Source organism: Acinetobacter sp. WU_MDCI_Abxe161 (genome assembly GCF_025514355.1).
Classification (GTDB): domain Bacteria; phylum Pseudomonadota; class Gammaproteobacteria; order Pseudomonadales; family Moraxellaceae; genus Acinetobacter; species Acinetobacter pittii_E.
Map to the genome: position 1 here is coordinate 87,539 of NZ_JAHPTU010000007.1, position 21,750 is coordinate 109,288.

Sequence of the window (21,750 nt, forward strand, 5' to 3'; positions counted from 1 at the left end):
ATCCACAAACTTATCTATAAGTGTTTTTTAACAGCTTTGCTATGCTATCTCCCATCAAATCATACAGATAAAAAATTACTAAAAAGTCAAGATTGATCTGCTATGAAAAATCCCGTATCTTGTGTTGAAAATAAACTTTAACTACTAAGTCTTGTGTTTATCCCTCAAATATCGTGGCATGTTTTTTGCTCGGTTCAAACGGTCTATGAACATAACAAAAGTGACAATGGAGCTATGCTGGCATGAGCGTAATTACTTCGACTCCCGGTCAAATTCAGGTGATTAAACGCACTGGAGATGTTGCTGCATTTGATGCAGAGAAAATTTCAGTTGCGATTGGTAAAGCTTTTCTTGCTGTGGAAGGTCAACAGAGTTCGGATTCTAGCCGTATTCATGACCGTATTACCCAGTTGACGGAAATGGTCTTAAATACTTTTACTCGCCGTTTACCATCGGGCGGTACGATCCATATTGAAGAAATTCAAGATCAAGTAGAACTTGCTTTAATGCGTACTGGGGAACAAAAGGTTGCCCGCGCTTATGTGATTTACCGTGAACAACGTGCTAGCGCTCGTCAGCAAACGAACTCAAACCACCACCCTACTTTACAAGTTACCGACAAAAACGGTCAGCTTCAGCCACTTGATTTAAGTGCATTGCAAGCAACTGTTTCTAAGGCAGCTGAAGGTTTGGAAGGTATTGACGTTCAAGCCATTGTGGATGAAACCGTTAAAAACTTATATAACGGCGTAAAAGAAAGTGATATTGCCACAACAATGATGATGGCAACACGTACCCGTATTGAACAAGAACCAAACTACACTTACGTCACTGCACGTTTGCTTTGTAACGAATTAGTGAGCACTGGTTTAACGTTCTTAGGCTTATCAACAGATACACCTGAAAACAATGCACTTGAAGCATTCTTGAAAAAAGGTGTTGAGCTTGATTTGCTTTCACCTGACTTGCTTGACTTTGACTTAGAAAAATTATCAGCAGCAATTCAGCCAGAACGTTCTAATCAGTTTACCTACCTAGGTTTACAGACTTTATTTGACCGTTACTTCATTCACTCAAACGGCGTTCGCTTCGAATTACCACAATTATTCTTCATGCGTGTGTCGATGGGTCTTGCACTCAATGAGCAAGATAAAGAAGAACGTGCAATTGAGTTCTATAACTTATTGTCTAGCTTCGACTACATGGCTTCTACGCCTACCCTGTTTAACTCAGGTACATTACGTCCACAGCTTTCAAGTTGTTACTTAACAACAATTGGCGATGACCTTTATGACATTTATGGCGCAATGCGTGACAACGCGATGCTTTCTAAATGGGCTGGCGGTTTAGGTAATGACTGGACACCTGTACGTGCCTTGAACTCTTATATTAAAGGTACAAACGGTAAGTCTCAGGGTGTTGTTCCATTCTTGAAAGTTGCGAACGATACAGCTGTTGCAGTAAACCAAGGTGGTAAGCGTAAAGGTGCCGTTTGTGCATACTTAGAAACTTGGCACTTAGACATCGAAGAGTTCTTAGAGCTTCGTAAAAACACGGGTGATGACCGTCGCCGTACTCACGACATGAACACTGCGAACTGGGTTCCAGATTTGTTTATGCAACGTGTATTTGAAGATGGTGAATGGACATTATTTACTCCTTCTGAAACTCCAGACTTGCACGACTTAACTGGTGCTGAATTTGCTGAGCGTTATGCTTACTATGAATCTGTAGCGAAAGAAACTAACATGCTACATAAGAAAGTACGTGCTAAAGATTTATGGCGCAAAATGCTTTCTATGTTGTTTGAAACTGGTCACCCGTGGATCACATTCAAAGATGTATGTAACTTACGTTCACCACAACAACATGTTGGCGTAGTTCACTCATCTAACTTATGTACTGAAATTACCTTGAACACAAATCAAGACGAAATTGCAGTATGTAACTTAGGTTCGATCAACCTTGTACAACACGTTCAAGGTGGTGTGTTAGACCGTGAGAAATTAGCTCGCACAATTAAAACAGCTGTACGTATGCTCGATAACGTGATCGACATTAACTACTACGCTGTACCACAAGCGAAAAACTCGAACTTGAAACACCGCCCTGTGGGTATGGGTATCATGGGCTTCCAAGATGCTCTATATGAAATGGGTATTGCTTACGGTTCAGATGCTGCCGTTGATTTTGCTGATGAATCAATGGAAGTAATTAGCTACTACGCGATTGAAACTTCAAGCAACTTGGCTGTTGAACGCGGTGCTTACTCAACATTCAAAGGTTCATTGTGGGATCAAGGCATCCTTCCAATCGACTCTTTAGAAATTGTTGCGAAGTCTCGTCCAGAGCGCATGTTCGAAGTTGACCGTACTCAACGTTTAGACTGGGACACTTTACGTGCCAAAGTTCAAAAAGACGGTATGCGTAACTCAAACGTGATGGCAATTGCTCCAACTGCAACCATCTCTAACATTTGTGGTGTTTCTCAGTCTATTGAGCCAACATTCCAAAACTTATATGTGAAATCTAACTTGTCTGGTGAATTCACTGTTATTAACCCATACCTTGTTCGTGCATTAAAAGAACGTGGTCTTTGGGACACAGTAATGGTTAACGACCTTAAACACTTTGAAGGTTCAGTACAAAAAATTGCTCGTATTCCTGAAGAATTAAAAGCAATCTTTGCTACTGCGTTTGAAGTGGATACACGTTGGATCGTTGATGCTGCATCACGCCGTCAAAAATGGATTGATCAAGCTCAGTCACTTAACCTTTACATCTCTGGTGCAAACGGTAAGAAACTTGACATCACTTACAAGATGGCATGGTTACGTGGTCTTAAGACGACTTATTACCTCCGAGCTTTAGGTGCAACTTCTGCTGAAAAATCTACAATCAACACAGGTGCTTTAAACGCAGTTAAACCAGCGACTGTTGAAGCAGCGGCGGTTGCTGCCCCTGTGGTAGAAGCGAAGAAACCAGAAGCAGCGGTTGAAGAAGAAGGCTTTACTCAAGCAGCTCCAGTACCAATGGCTTGTTCAATCGATAACCCTGATTGTGAAGCTTGCCAATAACATTCAATAAAATTGCTCTTTTTCACTAAAGAGCAATTTTAAAAGAGGTAAAGATTATGCTTTCTCATCTCAGCCATAACTATATGCTTGGTGTTGGAGTTTTAATCTTTGCCTTTATTTTCTTTTATATGCCGATGGTTTACGCATTTATCACCATACGTAAGCAGCAGCGTAAACAAAATAAGTTGTAGTGGGTAGAGACCAAAGGCCCAAAATTTGGTCATGCATCAATAAAACTTAATTTTGTTTACACATTAAAAGCGTATAGTAGGGACATCTTCGTTTAAGAGATGTCAAATATAGATATATACAACGAAGAGAGAACAAAAATGTCTATCCTTAGTTGGGACGATTTTGAAGATGATTCGCAAAAACCGACTGCACCTGAACACAAGTCTGCGCCCGTCCAATCGGAAAAAGCGTCAGATTCGCAGAATGTATCTACTGCGCAGCCATCATCGCCGAGCGTGGCAGCTCCACAATCCGCTGGAACCCATTCCGTGCGACCAACAGTTGCCTCCGATACAGTGGCTAGAGCCGCTCAAGCCTTAGAACATTTAGACGTTGCCCCTGGCCTTGAAGAGCTAGAAATGGGTGCTCAACGTGTTCAAGTTGACGACAAAGCAATGATTAACTGTCGTGCGGACTTGAACCAACTTGTTCCATTTAAATATGAGTGGGCTTGGCAGAAATATCTTGACGGGTGTGCAAACCACTGGATGCCTCAAGAAGTTAACATGAACCACGACATCGCGCTTTGGAAGTCTGAAAATGGCTTGACCGAAGATGAGCGTACTATTGTTATGCGTTCTTTAGGTTTCTTCTCGACTGCGGACTCTTTGGTTGCAAACAACTTGGTATTGGCGATTTACCGTCATATTACTAACCCTGAATGCCGTCAGTACATCTTGCGTCAAGCATTTGAAGAAGCAATTCACACTCACGCTTACCAATACTGTATCGAATCTTTAGGTATGGACGAAGGCGAAGTCTTTAACATGTACCGCGAGATTCCATCTGTTGCACGTAAAGCAGCTTGGGGCTTGAAATACACGCAATCTTTAACTGACCCTAATTTCCACACAGGCACACCTGAAAACGACCAGCGTTTACTTCGTAACCTGATCGCATTCTACTGTGTACTTGAAGGGATCTTCTTCTACTGTGGCTTTACTCAAATTTTGAGTATGGGCCGTCGTAACAAGATGAACGGTGTTGCTGAGCAGTTCCAATACATCTTGCGTGATGAATCGATGCACTTGAACTTTGGTATCGACATGATTAACCAAATCAAGATTGAGAACCCACACCTTTGGACTGCTGAGTTCCAACAAGAAGTGGTTCAAATGATTGTTGAAGGTACAATGCTTGAAATCGAATATGCACGTGACACAATGCCACGCGGTGTATTGGGTATGAACGCAAGCATGATGGAAGAATACTTGAAATTCATCTGTAACCGCCGTTTATCTCAGTTAGGTTTACCAGAGCAATTTGCTGGTGTAACTAACCCATTTGCGTGGATGTCTGAGATGATGGACTTACGTAAAGAGAAGAACTTCTTCGAAACTCGCGTAACAGACTACCAGACTGGTGGTGCGTTAAGCTGGTAAGTCTAACTTATCGTCACGCGACACATATGTTGTCATTTGCGACACATAAAATGTCATTGAGCGACACATAAGTTGTCATTGATAAAGAAACCGCCAACTCATGGCGGTTTCTTTATCAAAATCCATTTTATTTAAAAAATTTTGGACGGATATTAATAACGTAATAATGGGGAATAATTAAAAATGCTAGAAACACAAACTTTCGAATTTAAAATTTTAAATGATGATGCAGCTATTGAAGACTTATTTGAGCATAAAACTCATCAACACTCAGCTGAGACATTACTTCAAGTTATCAACTCTTCTAATGGAAATATCACTATTGGTTTAGAAGGCTCATGGGGAGCAGGTAAATCAACAGTTATAAATATGTTTCACCAGGATCTAATTCAGAAAAACGAGGCAAGTTTATTCTTTTTGTTTGATGCTTGGGCTCATGAAGATGAACCACTTAGAAGAATATTTTTAGAAAGTCTTATTCAAACCATCGATCCAGATGAAACAAATAATGATCTACAAGAGCTTCAAAAGCAATTAAGCGGTAGAAAAAAGACTGTAGATGTTAGTGCAAAAAAGTCTGCTTCTAGACTAGGTAAGCTTTTGTCTGTTTGTGCTTTCGCAGTACCAGCAGGGATAGCTTTCTTTAATAAGCTAAATTTTGATAAGTTAAGTTTTGACTCAACACACCCTATTTACTGGACCTTCATAATCTTTTTCCTTTTATCTTTAATTTTCTTATTTAGTCCAGCATGGGTACTCCTGTATTGGTCTAAAAGGGGGGATATTGATCCACTTACAAATCAAAGAAATTGGGATTTCTTCAGAACCGAATCAACAGAAAACTATACCCAAGATATCTCTGAGCAAGGGGAACGAACATCAATAGAATTTCAAAACTATTTTAAACAAATATTAGAAATTGCTTTTAAATCAAATAACTACACTAAAGCACTTATTGTTATAGATAACTTAGACCGTGTCGATCCAGATCAAGCAAAAAGTATCTGGTCAACACTTCAAACATTCTTTCAAAATCGCTCACTATCGAATGAGATAGCTAATCTACAAAACAAAATATGGTTTATCGTACCCTATGATAGAGATGGCTTCTCAGCAATATGGGATAAAGATAAAGCAGAAACAGCAGCGTCCTTTTTAGACAAATGCTTCCAAGTCCGTGTAGAAGTTCCTCAGCCTATCACATCCAATTGGCTTGGATATTGTCGTCAAAGCATTGATCAATCATTAATAGGTTGGTCACAAGATAGTAAAGATACATTGTTGAACGAATATAGTCGGATTGTTGCTATAAAAGATAGCACCCCTACCCCTAGAAAAATGCGAGCTTGGGTGAATCAAGTTGGTATGAACGGCTATAAATGGAAAGAGAAATTTTCAACTAAATCTCTTGCACTCTATTCCTTTTTACACCTTCAATATAGTGGAACAGAGCTAAAAAAAATATTAGTAGAAAATGACACCAACAAGTTATCTTTTAGCAAAGATATATCATTAACATATGAATTAGCTGGTTTACTATTTGGTGTCGAAAAAGAAAAAGGAGCTGAACTTTTATTAAAAGAAATTATATTAAGTACTTTAGATGAGTTAGTCCCAAGTAATCTTCGAAAGCTTGTTGAGGAGCATAAAAGCGTATTCTGGCTTACATGGTCAACCAATTGGGATATATTTTTTGAAAAGAATAATGCATTTGAATCTGGTAAATTGAATCATTTTACAAATTATATATGCTCTGAATTTACTACTGATGACCAACAATTGTTCCAATATATGGAATATCTCCTAATACAATGGAAAACAATAAAAGCTAGCGATTGGGAGCTAAATGAGGCATGGGAATATAGTAAAACATTAGAAACACTAATTTCTTTCCTAGGAAATAGAGATGAAGATATAAAGTGGCTTTCAGAAAGTATTAAAAAACTATGCGTTCATGTCACATCAAAACCAGAAAATATTAAAAATTCTGACCCTTTAACAGAATTAAGAGCACTAATTGATACTATTGGTTATTTAGGTAGTACCTTTCCTACCTTAACTTATGCTTCATTAAACAAGATACAATGGGCAAAATGGTTAGCTCTTACTAAAAGTCACAACATTCGATTCCCAGAAATTACTCCTAATCTAAATGAGTTTTCTTCTTGGAGTGTTGATGCTTTAACCAATGTCGCTCAAATACAACAAGAGGATGTAAATCTACTTATTGAAACAATTCCCTATATAAAAAATAAAGCGAAATGGGAAGGAGTCATAAATAAGTTAGTGGAACTCTTTAGTACACCTTATAACCAAAGAGTGAAGGATATTGATGAGCTATATGAATTATCATTTGCACTTCTTTCTAATTTTTCTTTTGAAAATTTAGAGAAAATATTAAAGACACACGTACATTTAAAGCAAACTATTAGCACTGAACAAATAAAAAATAATGCCTCGTTATATTACTTAGTTGCCCTGCTCTTTACTGAAGAGATCCAAACTCAAAATCAATTTGAAAGACCCGATATAAAAGATTATTGGAAAACATCTTCTCAAGAAAAAATTACACAGACTATTCAGTTTCTAGCTAAATACAACCAACTTGGTCGTATCTCAAGAATTGCCCGTAATGAAGAAAATCTTTTAGCACTTGAAATCATCAAATCAAGCGAGCATGAACAGTTATTTGGTATAAAGTCTGAGACTGCTCTTTTTATTGATGAATATAACTCATATCTTCAAGATACACAGCAGATCACAGATATCATTACTAAAATATGTTCCATGGGTGGATTCAACGACAATGTGCAAAGCGAATACAAGGATAGCCCTGTAATTTATAGTGAATGCTCATGCTTATTTCTAAAATATGGAGACCAGCCAACACAGAGTAAAGTCATTGAGCTCATCAAAAATATCAATAAAGAAAATTGGGAGAATGATTTAAACAAGGATAAGAAGCTTTGTGATTTCTTTAACTATCCAATCCAGCTTGACTACAAATTTAGTGAAGCTTTCTTTCTATGGTTATCACAAGTTATCGCTAAGGGAGATAAGACTCAGAAAGAGGTTTGGAAACACTTTGATAAAATTTCAGAATACCTTTTAGATAAGGAAGATAATTTTAGCAAAATATCTAATGAATATTTCCAACAGCCTGAAGACTTTATTGATGATACTGGGTTCCAATACCTAAGCATATATTGGCAAGATCTCTCTATAATTTCACCGGAAAAAGTGGCTGAAAGATTGAAGGTATGGTTGGACAACAACCAATGGAATCGAATTTATTGGTTACTGACTAAAAAATCCATTAAACCAGAAAATAAATCTGAAGGGCTGATTTCAAGGATTATTACAAAATTAGAAGAGTTCAAATCTGAAGAAGACTCTCCAGAAACAAAAGCATTAAATCAACTTTATGATATCTATAAATAACCTTGAAATATACAATTATGACTGGCTTAGAGTTATCTTCTAAGCCTTTTATTTAAAACATTACAAAAAGTGAGAAAATCTGAAATATCAGTTTCCAATACATTTAACCAATCTATTAACTCAATCACATCTATACGTCTTTCTAAAATTTCAATTTTAGAAACATAAGATTGAGGTTTGTTCAAACGACGCGCAAGCTCAACCTGAGTCACATTTTTTGACTCGCGGAGTTCTATAAGCTTCTTGATTAGGTCTTGATACCTAGGGTCATGTATTGAGCGCATGGCTCAATATCAGTTACAATTCAAAATATCCCAAAATAGGATATTTAAGAATTAGAACGATGTTAAAGATTAAAAATTTACCAATAATTCTATGCGTTATGACCGTGGCATCTTGTACAACAAAATTTCAAGATACAGGTACATCCACCTCTGTGAACCAAATGTTGACTAACGAATGGCATATACAATCATATGACTCATCAAAACCAGTCCTGATCGATAATGAGTTTGAAATGCGGGTCTCCACATACTCATCCCCTATTTTTATTCATCAGCAGTGGGTAGAGCAATTAGCATCACCTTATAAAAAACTAGAAGGTCTATGTCGAAGACAAAATGGACAATTTACTTATTTAGGTGATAATAACTCAGTAATGATAAATGCTGGATCAGTAAAAAATGGAAAACCGTTACCTCCTCCCGATCGTTTAACAACTGAAGTACTTACACAAATTCGTAACTCTAAATGGATTGGTGACTATTCTTGTTCAAGTAGTACAGAAAATTGGAAAACCTCCATTAAAGCAACTAACTGGAGAGCAAAAAATGATGGAACAAATGCTTGGCGATATATAACACTTACAACAAAGATTGTTAGCAAATAATAAAATAAGATCGATACCTTTTAGCAACTTCCAATTACTAGCTATAAGGTATTGATTAAATATAGAAAAAATAGATAAAAAACTAATAAAATTTCATTTTAAAATGATGGAGAAAATTCACGAATCATTTCAAGACCACGTTTACCCTCTAGAATGTCAAATAGAAAATTAGCATACATTTCTTTGGTAATCCCCTTACGCTCTAAATCAATAATATTTTCATCTTCAGCTGCTAATAAAATATAATTTAAATTACTGGATCTATCAAAAAACTCATCAACATCATTACTATCAAATTTTTTCATCTCACTCCGACAGAGAGGAAACACATATAGATAAATTAAAAATGCTAGTCCATACCTAAACTTTGCTAAAGGCAAAAACACACACATTACCAATAATATTCTATAAATTGACTGCCCAATACTTAAAGCAATTTCTCTTTGATTTTGATCATCTGCCATTCTTAAGAATATGATTAAAGCAGCTAATGCATCCAAGTTTGCTAACCGCTCTAATCTTCTTAAATCCTTTCTTATCTGTAAAACTGGAATTAATTCCTTTTGATCATTCTCTGATTTAAAAATAATTCGTTGAACATCCCAAGAAAGTTGGTTGACCCCACTCTCAATAAACCAATTCAATGGCTTACGTCCTCTTATAGCCTCCCATAAAACATGATTAATAACTCTTGCTGTTCCTTCTACATGTTGATTTACTTTACGAATAAGCTCCATTTCAGGTGTATGCCTTCCCAATTCATATTTCGTCCATTTATTGCGATGAAAATAATATTCCCCATCTTTTACAAAAGCTTCAGGTTCAATGATTTTTTCTATCTGATAATTTGTGGCCTCGGGAAAATTAGTCTGTATATAGGCGTACCAAATAGCTGTACGAATCACATCAATCCAGTCTCTTCTTGATCGACTACTTCTTTTTTTTGTTTGCATGTTGCGGCAACCTCAACGCAACCATAAATAAATTATGATTATCTTTTTAAAATCAACCATCTAACACGAACTACTAGAGTAAACTTTAGCCATTAGATTACTCCTGCCCAATTTTATTAAAAGGATATATGATTTTGTTATGTTGTGTCAGGACTAATAAATAAGATGAATAAAACAATTTTAATAAGTGCAGAAATGATTGAACGTGATCTATTTGAACGTCATGGTCCCATGATTTCAGATGATGCTTTGAGAATTGCTTTAGGATATCGTTCCTTTGATGCCTTTAGACAAGCTTTAACAAGAAAAACTGTACCGATCCCTATTTTTTCTGTCGAAAACCGTCGTGGTAAATATGCATTAGTTAAAGATTTAGCTTTCTGGTTAGCAAAACAGCGAAATGAAGCAATCCAATAAAGTTAATTGGTACTAAGGAGAACATGAATGATCTAAAAATCTAAGCAAATAAAAAACGGACCCTAGAAGGGTCCGCTAGTGACTTTATACACGAAGATACAAAGACGTCGTAATCAAAGTATCTTCCGTATAAAGCCACCAGTCAAGTCTTGTTGCCATTTTTTAAGCAACAAAGAATTTCACTCATCTCTAAAAAAGTTTTGGAGATGTAACGGAATACTGGAGATACATATATGTACCCTTTCCCACAAAACAATAGAAATAATTTGGCTCAATTTATTTGGGAACAAATAGAAAAAGCTTTTCAGGTTAAACCTAATTTAGCATCAACACTCCATGGCCAACGAAAAATTTATCAAGGGTGTTTTGGCCGCAGAACAGCCTTATTTCCTAGTACTAAATCTGGTGGAGCAATTCCACTTGAAAGTCGTCTTGAATTGGCTCAAGCACTCTGCCTTGAACAAAGTCCCCAAGTGAAAAGTTTCCGTACTCAGGCCATAAAAATACCTTTATCAGGTAATCGTTTTTCCTATCCAGACTTTTTGATACAAAACATCGATGGATCATTTGAGATCCATGAAGTGAAACCCTCTATTAGGGCTCTGGCACAAGAAGAGCTCCAGAAGTTTGAACAAGTCTCTGAGATACTTAATCAAATGGGGATATTGTTTAAGCTTATTGACCAATTCAGCTTACCAACAACAAAACAGCTTCAAAATCTTTTATATCTTTATCAAAGGGGGCATAAACGAAACTGGACACCTTTAGAAATTGATCAAGCAATGGATGCACTGAAGGAAACTGCTTTCCAGAACATTGAAGCAATATATAGATCACTTCAAGAATCGGATTTACCTTGTGAATTAGGCGACTATTTACTTTTTCATAAAAAGATCACCATAGATACAGATGGAGGAATTTAAGATGCCATCATCATTATTTATTCCTCAGCCAGGTTTTCGTTTCGCTTTTAGTAATCAAGACGACTATGTTTTTGAGATCACTAATGTTACTTATGGTCAAATTCGTTATGCTGCTGTTATCGGTGGAAAATCCTTCACCTTATCATCTGATGCGTTTGAGCAATACTATAAAAACGATGAAATCAAATGCATTTTTGCTCCCGAAAAATTAATCATCAATCCGGAAAAATGTAGCGAAATTCAACGTAAAGAACGATATGTAAGATCTGCACTTTACAAACTATATGAACCTACAGCCTTAATTCCTTTAAAAAAGCTTATTGATGAGATTGCAACAGAACTCGGTGATCAAGTCCCTCCTTCTCCTAGAACAGTTGCAAGATGGATAAATAAATACCGTAGTAGTTGTCATCATAACCTCAGTTTAAGTAATAGTTATAAAGGTAATCAGTCACTTCGATTCCCTCCAGAAATCTATCAAATTATGTCTCAGGGTATTAATGAAATTTATTTAAAGCCTGAGTATAGAACTAGTAAAGATGTTCAAGCATACATATTAGGTAAATTGATAGAACAAGGTATATCAACAAAATATTTGCCCAGTAGAAGAACTGTTCAACGTTACATAGAAAAATTAGATCCTTATTTAGTTACTAAAATTAAAAAAGGGAGCCGTATAGCACATAAAGCTTTTCAAGCATCTGGTAAAAGTTGTCCCAGCCCCTTTGCACTTTATATGGTTGAAATTGACACACATTATTTAGATATTATTGTGATTGATCCATTAACCCAGCAAGTACTCGGGCGACCATACTTGGCTTGTGCTATTGATGTATATTCACGTGCAATTGTGGGTACATATATAAGTATGTTCCCACCAAGTGCGATGACTACTTTAGCTGTTATTAAAGATATGATTACGCGCCCAAACTATGGACTACCTGGAGGAATTGCATCAATCATCATTCCAGATAATGGAATTGAATTTAAGAATAATTCCTTAGCAAGAGTCTGTGAACAATTAAAAATTACGCTCACACCCTCTCAAATTGGAACCCCTAATAATAAGCCTCATATTGAACGTTTTTTCTCAACATTGACCAAAGGAGTCATTCAAAAGTTATCAGGTACAACCTTTTCAAATCCTGGTGAACGTGGTCTCTATAATTCTGGGAAGAATGCAGGCTATTCACTACTACAAGTAAAAGAATACGTAAATGAGTGGATCAATGATGTCTATCACCAATCTATTCATAGCCAGACTGGAAGAACCCCTATTTTAATGTGGAATGATGCAATTGAGCAGGTTAAACCATCTTTTCTAACAGTATCTGACGCCAAAATTATTTGTCGTAGGCCTGTTGAAAGAACAATCAATCATGGGCAAGTACAAATTGATGGATTAGCTTATTATTCCCACGCATTAAAAGTATTAGAAGCAAAAAGAATTAAAAAAGTTACCGTTTTAGTCGACGATCTTGATCTTAACATTGTCTATATTCTTTCGCCGAATGATAAACAACTGGTCATTCAAGCCGACTCAACAAATCCAGAATACACTCAAAATTTATCTCGGATAATCCATCTAGAAGTACAAGAAAGAAAAAAGCTTATGGCAGATTCAGATCGACAAAGATTAGGGAAGTTTGCTGATCTTCATAGCTTATACAAGCTTATGCAAGACATACAAATCGATCTTGTCAGAAAAAAACCAAAACTAAAACAAATCAAAATTGATATTCCAAAACAATTGCAACAGCTGGAAAAAAAACTAGGCTTAAATACGAGTAACAATCAAGAAGACCTAAAAATCTACGAGAAAATCCATAAAGCGAATAAAGCGTCTCCAACTAGATTTGGCTCAATGGAGGTAAAAAAAAGATGAAAAATAATAATAGTTTTGAATCCGTTAGTTATCTTAATGATCTTGTTATTACTTCAGAGGAATTTATGAATGCCTATACAGGTATTCAGCAATGCGCTGAACGTAGTATTGCTTATAAAGAACCAATTGGAAGTATGCTTCTATCTGAAGGAGGACTTGGAAAAACAACTCTATGTCATGCAGTAATCGCTCAAATGCCAAATTCCATAAAAATAGAGAATGATCGACAGAAAATTATCATTCCGGCGTTTTACGTTGAAGTTCCCTCACCAGCAACAGTGAAATCATTAGCAATCACAATGCTAAATAAACTAGGTGACCCAAGTTATGACATCGGAACAACAAAATACCTCACCTCAAGACTTACGTACTTACTTATACAATGTGAAACTAAACTGGTTTTTTTAGATGAGTTTCATCATCTTTTTGATCGTAAACCAACTTCAACAAGAATGAATATTACGGTTGGAAATTGGATAAAAACTCTAGTTAATGAAACCGGAATTAGTTTCTGTCTTGTAGGGCTTCCTCAATTCGCAGACCTTATTCAGGTTGATACCCAAATCGCAAGAAGGTTCCCTTTTCACTATAAATTATCTCCGCTTACCTTAGGTACAAAAGATATCTGTGGCACGATTTACTCGTTTCTTCATGAAATCGCCAATAAAGCACTTCAACATAATACTCATTTCAGCCCTGAGTTAGATAGCTACCTTTTAGGTATGCAAATCTATGCGGCAACCAAAGGCTATCATTCGTATGTAATGAGCCTGGTCCGTGAAAGTATGATGATCGCATCAGAAGATGGTAGAACGACCGTTACTCAAAATGATTTTAGTCAGGCATGGGCACTTGGAATAACCCTATTATTAGTGATTTTAAACAAGATCCCTTTGCTATGAGTCTCAGCCAATTAGCATCAAATATAAGAGAGGTATAATTATGAATAATAAAGGTTTACTTATACAACCAATTCCCTATGAGGATGAATCCGCCGCTAGCTATTTACTAAGAGCTGCACAACTTAATATGCATTCATCAGTATATACGCTAATAGGCAAAGAAAATTTTGCCTACTTGACTAAGCAAGCGCCAAACTGTGATTTGACAGATCTTCCCCGCTTCAAATTTGCTCTAAAAGTTTTGGGGATAAATTCTTCTTATCAAACTGTAGCTTTAGAACGAGTAGGTCCAACCAGTCGTTCTCCCAAAAGATGGGGACAGCTAGAAATCAATGAAAACCTCCTACTGCATCATGAATTTTCATTTTGTCCTGACTGTCTTAATGAACAAGCTTATTTTAAAAAAATATGGCTCTTTAGGCCAATTTATGCATGCCCAATACATTCTTTATTACTTCTAGACAAATGTCATCAATGTGGTGAGACAATTACACTTGCGAAGGGTCATATTACGTTATGCCCTTCTTGTAAAACGGATCGAACAAAAGCACCAAGAATTTTTTGTAAGACAGTCCATATTGTTCGTTGGTTTATAAGAATTTTAGAAGAAGAAAATACTGATTTTTTTCATGAATTTACTTCTTATTGGACAGCTTTAAAGAACTTTGCTGAGTTTCAAGATACATTATCTGATGAAGAATACACAAAAATAACTTACGAATATTTTACTGACCTTCCAAGCTCGATAAAAAGATTAAGCACGTGGATCAACAATAGAATTTATCTAGCCCATCCGAGAATTCAACTTCTTCCTTTTTTAAAGGAAAAAGAGAAGTTCCACTACTTTTGTGACTATCTAAAATTAGTAGAAAAAAAATGTTCTCGCTATAAAATCACTAGCTCTAGATTAGAAGAGCTTTTTCTATCACAGGAAGAGGTAAGGCTTGTTTTAAACATTGGACGTCAGCGACTGAAAAGTCTTATTGCCGATGATTTTCTGAAGGTAGGTAAGAACTACTATGGTCATGAAGACTTTAAAAGCTCATCAATTGAGAAGCTTTTAATTAGAAAAAATAAATTTATAGATTATGAAATATTTACTCCGCCTAAAAGTACACACAGGAGTAAGCCAATACAACCAACCATTTCTGAAATTGCCACAAAACTTGATATTAATTTTGAGACAGCAAGAAAGCTAAGTAAGACTCATTGGCTCCTTGAAGATAACGTGTCTATAGTCAAAGTTATCTCATATGAAAAACTTGAAGATTTCTATAAAAATTATATAACTGCCTCAAGCTTGGCTAGAAAGCTCGATGTTAATCCCACAAACTTAGTTGAGAAGCTTTTGAGTATTGATATATCTCCTGTTAGTGGGCCATATGTTGATGGGTTACCTATTAATATTTATGAAAAATCTTCTGTAGAAAGTATTAGACAGAGTGATATTAACTCCATAGCAAACTATAAAACACGCACAGGAAGACATAAGAAAGACACCAAGAACTCAGTAAAAGCTCACTGCTACTCTCTACTTGAAGCTGCTGCACTATTGAAAATCAGTGTACGGGCTGTATCATACTTGATACATGCAGGTCATCTCTCAAGAAATTATCTCGATCCTGCATCTGTAAAAGTTGACAGGATATCCCTAGACTCATTGAAACAAAAAATTGAGAGTGAAGACTACGTTAGCTTTGAAGCAGCTGCCGAAATATTAAATTGCCCATTGAATTGGTTGAACCAGTATTGGTGCAAAACAGGCTTTCTAACAATTGAAAAGCTCATCTTTTGGAGGCTTATAAAGAAAAGTGAGTTGAATGAAGTTCTTAAATTAAAAGATGAATACATAACTGGGGCTGAAGCTAGTACTCTACTTGGTATGCGTCATTCATATATCACTAACTTACAGAAACAGAGGCTGATCAAACCTTATTATATGGGTAAAAATGATAAAAAAATTAGATTGTTTAAGCGAGAAGACGTACAGAAATTAAAGGACTCAAACTATTTTAAAGTTTAGCTCACTCATCTCTCCAAAAAGAGCATAAACCTTTAACTTATATAGGATGAATGCGTTATAATAATTCCGTAGCCTATCAGAGCTGGCAGTTTTAAAACTGTAAACTTACTACCCAAGTGCGTGATAAGTAGTATCTGTTAGCCATGTAGATAGCAGCTTTCTAATATAGATAGCTGCTATCTTTTTCACTAGAATACAATAAGTAAAAACGTATAGTAGAATTAGGTTAGCTTTCTAGTTATTTCTTTTTAAAAAGCAATTTTTATTGATTATTTCTTTATTTAGCCAATTAATTAATAGTTTACATAAAATTATTTTAACTTATCTATAATTAAATTATTAATAAAAAGTAATCATTAACAAAATATATTAAATATAATTAATGAAATATAATTAATAAGACTTAAATCGAATATTTATACCCTACAGAAATTAGCTACAATAAATACTCAATTAAATAACTAACTGGAATATATAAATGTCAAAAGTACCTTTTAAATTCACTCCACCTGATAACTGGCAGGATTTTGAACGTCTTACTAGAATATTATTTGAAGATCATTTCCATGCCTCATTTATGAGATATGGAAGAGCTGGGCAAGGTCAAAAAGGAGTAGATATTATTGGTAAACTTGGTACTAAAAATATTGTAATACAGTGTAAATGTCGAGACTCTATAAATAGTACTAAGAAAATAAGTGAAACAGAAATAGAAAGTATTGTATATAAAATTGATAAAGAATACGATAATCATATAGAAGAAATCTATATTCTTATTACATTACCTAATGATATTCAAAGCCAAAACTTTGTAGCTAAGCTAAATACTAAAAGAAATAAGAATCAGGCTCAAGTAATTTTATGGGGATGGGATGAGATTGTTGATCGAATTAATACCTCTGATAAAGCTAGGAAATTTTATGGTTTTAATAATATAACCTCAACATTTAAAACCAGAAAAATTATCCTTATCCTAATCACAATAGCTATTATAATATGCTTAATTTATATATTTTTAGATAAATATACAAATAACTCAATAGAGGATAAAAACGATAAAAATCAAACAAACTCATATTTAAAGGAAGTTAACAATACAATTGACAAATTAGAAACAGTATATAAAGAATGTTTAACAGAAGCCTCAAAGAATTTATTTCTTACATCGTATCAGTTAGACCAAAAATGTATCAAACCAATTTCAAAAAATACTTTATATCTTAGTAAGATTAAAAACAAATATGCATCTACAGTAGATAGCAATGTTTATGAACAAACTAATTTATTAATAGATTATTTAGAACAACAGCCTAGAGAATTATATACTACCATCCAAACAACCAAAAATTTAGAAAAACAAATTATTCAAGATTTTGAATTTTCTTGTTATGCTGGGAAAAATACTGATAACAAATCAGAGTATATTAAACATGAAATCAAAACATCTTATAACTTCCAAATGCACTCATATTTTTTAAGTAGAGACTTCATATTACCAATTATTCAAAGTATAAAAAACAACATTTTAGTAATTGAAAGAAAAGCTAATAATAAAAATATTCCTCAAAATATAATTAATGAAGCGAATAAGTTAAATTCTTTACTTAAAAGTAAATCCCAATATAAATATAGAGATTTTCCAGTTTCGCTATCCAAAGTAAAAGATTTCACCGCAAATGATATAAATTTTCAAGGAAAAGATGAACTAGGTGAAATGATGGAACAGCAAGAACTTAGATCAATTTATGAACTATCATTTTTAGTAGGATTAATTAACAATCCAACTATAGTTGATAGATTAATTAGTTGTGGAGCTATGCAACCTGGAATAAAACAACACATAAATAATGAATTAAAGATTGATAAAATCAACTTACCTTTAAATAAAAATAATTTTTAATGTATAAAATACAATTAAAATCATCTAGATAAAGTATTCCCAACATATAAATCACATTAAAACTTAAATAATAAAAAGATATTTAATTAATTAAATATCTTTTTTATTAAAAACTTAAATCAAAGTAATATTTCACAAAACAATTATGTCATTTTTTTGCAATATTTATTTCTCATACCTCTTTGTAAAATCTATGAAAATAACAAGAAAGTCGTAGTTGACAATAAGAAAATTATAAAATACGATTCGCAAGGTAAACAGATCTGTATACCAAGACAAAAGTAAAAGCTTTAAATTTTCTAAAAGTTATTATTTATAAAATATAAAGTCATGTTTTATCAGTATAATCCACCTATGGAGTAAGAAAAAATGTTGAATGAAAATTTCAAGTTAACTCAGGATCAAATCAAGGAATTTCAAGAAAAAGGCTTCCTATTATTAAAAGGCTTTTATTCTCCAGAATTTGTTGCTTACATCCAATCCACTATTGGAAAATATATCAATACACCAACTGATAAATATCAAAGTGGTTTTAGTAGACTTGCATTTGACATGTATGATGGCGATGAAAAAGTAATTGAACTTTTAGAAAATAAAAAATTTCGTGAAACTATGAAAGAGCTAACTCAAAGGGATATGTTCTTTGCCCAAGCCCTCTCATTTGAACTAGAAAAACTCAAAAATAAAGGTTTCCCTTGGCACATTGGTACTCAAAGTTTTGGCTATCACCATGCTGATGATTTTGGATGTACCATTTGGGCACCTTTAGCTCCTATTAATCCTGAAGGGCAACGTGGTGGTATGGCTTATGTGCCTAAAAATGTCGTAAATGGTAAATACTTATATAGCCATATTGACCCAGCTGTTTTTAGAATGCTTCAGAATAAAATTGATAAAAAAGAAGATCCTAAACTTGAAGAATTTGTTCAGTGGCGTGATGGGCCTTTGAATGATACTGCTCAGAAAGATATTTTGGATCACTTTGGAGTAGAGGATAAATTTGAGTTAGGGGATGCTTTAATTTTTGATAAATATGTAATTCATAAGAGCGTAATGTTAGGCGAAGGACCTATTGATTCTCGCGCAGCATTTGTTATGAGATTCTTCTGTGATCAAAGTACATATGATGCAGAACGTGCTAAAGACCTAGAAATCCCTCGTAACTATTTTGAGTATGCAGGTCCAACAAAATTCCATATTGAAGTTGCGAAAAATCAAGGTGATCTATTAATCAATAGTCCAATTTTTACTGGCCAAGAATATAGACATTTAAAAGTTTAAATACAACTAAGTTAAGGAGCTAAGCTCCTTAACTATACAAGGAAAAAGATAATGCAACCTCTTATGTTATATATTCTTATTGCTAGTTTAACTATTGCTAGCCCAGGGCCAGGCATTTTGTTAACCCTTACCAATACAATACATTATACATTAAAAAACTCATTTATCGGTATACTCGGTGTTTCCGCAGGAATGGGAATTATCGCAATAATAGCTGCTAGTAGCTTAGGAATTATTATTACATCCTCTCCCCTTGCACTCTCAGTTGTCAAAGTAATTGGAGCAGCTTATCTAATATATCTTGGTATTAAATTATTTAAATCTGCGCCAAAGAAAATTCTTGATGATTCAACTATTAATACAAATATTCCTTCAAAATGGAAAAGATTTCGTGAAGGAATGTTCGTATCATTATTAAACCCCAAACCTATAGTTTTTTTTATGGCTCTTTTCCCTCAATTTGTTGATGTTAATCGGCCTTTTATTCATCAATTTCTAATTTTAGGTATAACTTTTTGTATATTAGTTATTTTAATTCATTTAGTTTATGCACTTTTTGCTCAAACAGCGAGAAAAAAAATAGGCGCAAGCAATGGCTTCGTAATACTGAACAAAATTGGTGGTAGTGTATTCATGATATTTGCCATTGCCCTAATTTCATCGGTTATAATCCCTCTTATTTAATAGATTAATCTTCTATTAATAATAGCTATAAAGACCTTCTTAAATTAATACTAAAGAGGGTTTCATTTTATATCTTTAAAGCCAACTATATTGCAGGGAGTTATTATGGAAAATTTTCCAGAAACTGAGATTAACGATTCAACTACACATGCTTCAACTCTTTCTAGTTGGCTACATTCGCCTCTGCATAAAACTATCAATTATTTAATCAATAAAAAAGATCTTGATCTTTGCCTCAGAGAGTCAACAAATTTTAAAAATAGACTTCTTGAAAGTATTCAAACAAAGTTAGAAGATGCATTTCTAACCAAAAATAGTAGTACTAACTATGAAATTCATTCAACATTATATCAACTCTATAACTTGCAAATTTGTGACCCTCTTTCCAATGCTGCTATTAATCAGCACCAGCCATTCTTTTATGAGATAAGAAATAAAATTGAAGAATTCTGGCTTAATTTTTTAAATTTAGACTTTATTTATAATTCTAAAGATACGGATGAAACGATTTCCGATTTAATCCTGTCGCTATGCAGTAATATGAATCTATCAGAGCATCCTTTATTTAATTTTCTTGCAAAAGAAGCTTCTGAGAGACAGTTATTCGCTTTCTTTAATAGTGACTATGAGTTAAATGTACGCTTTTTCGATTTATTACTTCTTACTTTACTCAACTCACCCACGACAGGGCGTATGGAGATGATAAAAAATCTATGGGATGAATCTGGTAAAGGTAACCGAAAAGAAACCCATGTCAATATGTTCAATGATTTAATCGAAAATTTTGAACTTGATAACAAAATTTTAATTGAACCCCATGATACTTGGCAAAAATTAGCTGGTTATAATCTATTTATGTTAGCCTCTTTAAACAGAAAATATTATTATTTACTACTTGGAATTATGGCTGCAACTGAAATTATTGATCCTCAGTCCTATATCAAAGTACAAGAAGCTTGTAAACGTTACAATATGAATGACAGGTTATATCGTTATTATTCAGAACATTCAGAGATTGATGTAGAACATGCTAAAGGATGGCTTACAAACGTCATCGAACCCATTGTAGCTGCGAATAATGTCAAACATGATATTTTGCTGGGTACTTATTTCCGTCTAAAAACTTGTAATGACTATTACGATAGCTTATATCAATATTTAAAGGCTATTTGAGAAGCTGTTTAACAACTTCCCAAGCATCATTCGCAGAATTTTTATTTCCAATCACTTGAGCTGAAAGTGTTGCCCCATCCAAAAGCATAATCACAATCGGGGCAATGCTTTTAGCTTTTTCAGAGAGAACGATTTCCTCAAGAATCTTCTCAATTCTATTCATTAGACCCGTTTTTTGCTGGGTCGCGATTTTATTTATTTCTTCACCTTTATTGGGGAATTCACTTGCTGCTTTGGCAAATATACATCCTGTAAAAGTTTGCTGATTAAACCATTCATCGTGCCAATTAAAAATCAATTCTAACTTCATCAACGGATCACTTACGTCCATTAGTAATTGATTTAAAGAAGTAAAGCATTCCTTATCACGATTTATAAGAACTTCAATAATTAAATTTTCCTTTGAATTAAAGTGGTTATATAAGGTTTTTTTTGAAATTCCTGCCTCTCTAATTATCCAATCTACTCCTACTGCATGATATCCATATTTACCAAATAGCTCTGTCGCAACATCAATAATAAGAGCCTTTTTCCCCCCTTTTTCTTGCATATAAGCTATTCCTTTTCTTAAAAGAGGATTATTTTGAAC

16 protein-coding genes and 1 pseudogene are annotated in these 21,750 nt (G+C 34.3%); 14 read left to right on the forward strand and 3 right to left on the reverse strand.

Annotation, left to right across the window (positions count from 1 at the left end; all coding sequences use genetic code 11):
- Window positions 1–242 precede the first annotated feature (242 nt).
- From KTI78_RS09930 to KTI78_RS09945, 4 genes are all read left to right on the forward strand, one after another.
- Window positions 243–3,077, forward strand: a complete 2,835-nt coding sequence (locus KTI78_RS09930) for a ribonucleoside-diphosphate reductase subunit alpha (RefSeq protein WP_002120003.1) — start codon at window positions 243–245, stop codon at window positions 3,075–3,077.
- A 56-nt stretch (window positions 3,078–3,133) separates the two neighbouring features.
- Window positions 3,134–3,268 (forward strand): hypothetical protein, encoded by a 135-nt coding sequence (locus KTI78_RS09935; RefSeq protein WP_002120013.1) that lies wholly within the window; start codon window positions 3,134–3,136, stop codon window positions 3,266–3,268.
- Window positions 3,269–3,406: 138 nt separating this feature from the next.
- Window positions 3,407–4,690 carry a ribonucleotide-diphosphate reductase subunit beta gene (locus KTI78_RS09940; RefSeq protein WP_016142096.1) on the forward strand — a complete coding sequence of 428 codons (1,284 nt, stop codon included), beginning with the start codon at window positions 3,407–3,409 and terminating at the stop codon, window positions 4,688–4,690.
- Window positions 4,691–4,873: 183 nt separating this feature from the next.
- The gene (locus KTI78_RS09945) at window positions 4,874–8,131 is read left to right on the forward strand and encodes a KAP family NTPase (protein ID WP_262445985.1); all 3,258 of its coding nucleotides are present in this window, start codon (window positions 4,874–4,876) and stop codon (window positions 8,129–8,131) included.
- A gap of 32 nt (window positions 8,132–8,163) precedes the next feature.
- Here the strand turns inward: KTI78_RS09945 and KTI78_RS09950 are convergent, their stop codons facing one another.
- A complete protein-coding gene (locus KTI78_RS09950; protein WP_262445987.1) occupies window positions 8,164–8,415 on the reverse strand; it encodes a helix-turn-helix domain-containing protein in 252 nt (83 codons plus the stop codon).
- Between the two features lie 59 nt (window positions 8,416–8,474).
- Here KTI78_RS09950 and KTI78_RS09955 point away from each other — a divergent pair, with 59 nt between their 5' ends.
- Window positions 8,475–9,020 (forward strand): hypothetical protein, encoded by a 546-nt coding sequence (locus KTI78_RS09955; RefSeq protein ID WP_125740127.1) that lies wholly within the window; start codon window positions 8,475–8,477, stop codon window positions 9,018–9,020.
- 98 nt (window positions 9,021–9,118) lie between these two features.
- On the opposite strand, the gene KTI78_RS09960 is transcribed toward KTI78_RS09955, so the two are convergent.
- Window positions 9,119–9,973 (reverse strand): hypothetical protein, encoded by an 855-nt coding sequence (locus KTI78_RS09960; RefSeq protein ID WP_262445988.1) that lies wholly within the window; start codon window positions 9,971–9,973, stop codon window positions 9,119–9,121.
- Between the two features lie 165 nt (window positions 9,974–10,138).
- Between KTI78_RS09960 and KTI78_RS09965 the strand changes: the two genes are divergently transcribed.
- The 9 genes and pseudogenes from KTI78_RS09965 (at window position 10,139) to KTI78_RS10005 (ending at window position 21,161) form a co-directional block, all read left to right on the forward strand.
- Window positions 10,139–10,390 carry a pyocin activator PrtN family protein gene (locus KTI78_RS09965; RefSeq protein ID WP_262445989.1) on the forward strand — a complete coding sequence of 84 codons (252 nt, stop codon included), beginning with the start codon at window positions 10,139–10,141 and terminating at the stop codon, window positions 10,388–10,390.
- A 233-nt stretch (window positions 10,391–10,623) separates the two neighbouring features.
- Window positions 10,624–11,313: a Tn7 transposase TnsA N-terminal domain-containing protein gene (locus tag KTI78_RS09970; RefSeq protein WP_262445990.1), complete on the forward strand. Its 690-nt coding sequence runs from the start codon at window positions 10,624–10,626 to the stop codon at window positions 11,311–11,313.
- Between the two features lies 1 nt (window position 11,314).
- Window positions 11,315–13,198, forward strand: a complete 1,884-nt coding sequence (locus tag KTI78_RS09975; protein WP_262445991.1) for a Mu transposase C-terminal domain-containing protein — start codon at window positions 11,315–11,317, stop codon at window positions 13,196–13,198.
- A pseudogene (locus KTI78_RS09980) lies at window positions 13,195–14,138 on the forward strand (TniB family NTP-binding protein). Before KTI78_RS09975 ends, KTI78_RS09980 begins: the two are co-directional and overlap by 4 nt.
- Before the next feature lie 2 nt (window positions 14,139–14,140).
- Entirely contained in the window at window positions 14,141–16,123 is a 1,983-nt protein-coding gene (locus tag KTI78_RS09985; protein WP_262445992.1) for a TniQ family protein, read from the forward strand.
- 478 nt (window positions 16,124–16,601) lie between these two features.
- Window positions 16,602–18,023, forward strand: a complete 1,422-nt coding sequence (locus tag KTI78_RS09990) for a restriction endonuclease (RefSeq protein ID WP_262445993.1) — start codon at window positions 16,602–16,604, stop codon at window positions 18,021–18,023.
- Window positions 18,024–18,392: 369 nt separating this feature from the next.
- The gene (locus KTI78_RS09995; protein ID WP_262445994.1) at window positions 18,393–19,304 is read left to right on the forward strand and encodes a phytanoyl-CoA dioxygenase family protein; all 912 of its coding nucleotides are present in this window, start codon (window positions 18,393–18,395) and stop codon (window positions 19,302–19,304) included.
- A 51-nt stretch (window positions 19,305–19,355) separates the two neighbouring features.
- Window positions 19,356–19,988: a LysE family translocator gene (locus KTI78_RS10000; RefSeq protein ID WP_262445995.1), complete on the forward strand. Its 633-nt coding sequence runs from the start codon at window positions 19,356–19,358 to the stop codon at window positions 19,986–19,988.
- Window positions 19,989–20,093: 105 nt separating this feature from the next.
- Window positions 20,094–21,161: an iron-containing redox enzyme family protein gene (locus KTI78_RS10005; protein ID WP_262445996.1), complete on the forward strand. Its 1,068-nt coding sequence runs from the start codon at window positions 20,094–20,096 to the stop codon at window positions 21,159–21,161.
- On the opposite strand, the gene KTI78_RS10010 is transcribed toward KTI78_RS10005, so the two are convergent.
- Window positions 21,154–21,711 (reverse strand): TetR/AcrR family transcriptional regulator, encoded by a 558-nt coding sequence (locus KTI78_RS10010; protein ID WP_262445997.1) that lies wholly within the window; start codon window positions 21,709–21,711, stop codon window positions 21,154–21,156. The genes KTI78_RS10005 and KTI78_RS10010 overlap by 8 nt on opposite strands.
- Between the last annotated feature and the right edge of the window lie 39 nt (window positions 21,712–21,750).

Bases quoted from the DNA above. Each gene is read 5' to 3' on its own strand.
- KTI78_RS09985 (WP_262445992.1), top strand. From the start codon at position 14,141: ATGAATAATAAAGGTTTACTTATACAACCAATTCCCTATGAGGATGAA.
- KTI78_RS09940 (WP_016142096.1), top strand. From the start codon at position 3,407: ATGTCTATCCTTAGTTGGGACGATTTTGAAGATGATTCGCAAAAACCG.
- KTI78_RS09955 (WP_125740127.1), top strand. From the start codon at position 8,475: ATGTTAAAGATTAAAAATTTACCAATAATTCTATGCGTTATGACCGTG.
- KTI78_RS10005 (WP_262445996.1), top strand. From the start codon at position 20,094: ATGGAAAATTTTCCAGAAACTGAGATTAACGATTCAACTACACATGCT.
- KTI78_RS09930 (WP_002120003.1), top strand. From the start codon at position 243: ATGAGCGTAATTACTTCGACTCCCGGTCAAATTCAGGTGATTAAACGC.
- KTI78_RS10000 (WP_262445995.1), top strand. From the start codon at position 19,356: ATGCAACCTCTTATGTTATATATTCTTATTGCTAGTTTAACTATTGCT.
- KTI78_RS09965 (WP_262445989.1), top strand. From the start codon at position 10,139: ATGAATAAAACAATTTTAATAAGTGCAGAAATGATTGAACGTGATCTA.
- KTI78_RS09970 (WP_262445990.1), top strand. From the start codon at position 10,624: ATGTACCCTTTCCCACAAAACAATAGAAATAATTTGGCTCAATTTATT.
- KTI78_RS09990 (WP_262445993.1), top strand. From the start codon at position 16,602: ATGTCAAAAGTACCTTTTAAATTCACTCCACCTGATAACTGGCAGGAT.
- KTI78_RS09960 (WP_262445988.1), bottom strand. From the start codon at position 9,973: ATGCAAACAAAAAAAAGAAGTAGTCGATCAAGAAGAGACTGGATTGAT.
- KTI78_RS09950 (WP_262445987.1), bottom strand. From the start codon at position 8,415: ATGCGCTCAATACATGACCCTAGGTATCAAGACCTAATCAAGAAGCTT.
- KTI78_RS09995 (WP_262445994.1), top strand. From the start codon at position 18,393: ATGTTGAATGAAAATTTCAAGTTAACTCAGGATCAAATCAAGGAATTT.
- KTI78_RS09945 (WP_262445985.1), top strand. From the start codon at position 4,874: ATGCTAGAAACACAAACTTTCGAATTTAAAATTTTAAATGATGATGCA.
- KTI78_RS10010 (WP_262445997.1), bottom strand. From the start codon at position 21,711: ATGCAAGAAAAAGGGGGGAAAAAGGCTCTTATTATTGATGTTGCGACA.
- KTI78_RS09935 (WP_002120013.1), top strand. From the start codon at position 3,134: ATGCTTTCTCATCTCAGCCATAACTATATGCTTGGTGTTGGAGTTTTA.
- KTI78_RS09975 (WP_262445991.1), top strand. From the start codon at position 11,315: ATGCCATCATCATTATTTATTCCTCAGCCAGGTTTTCGTTTCGCTTTT.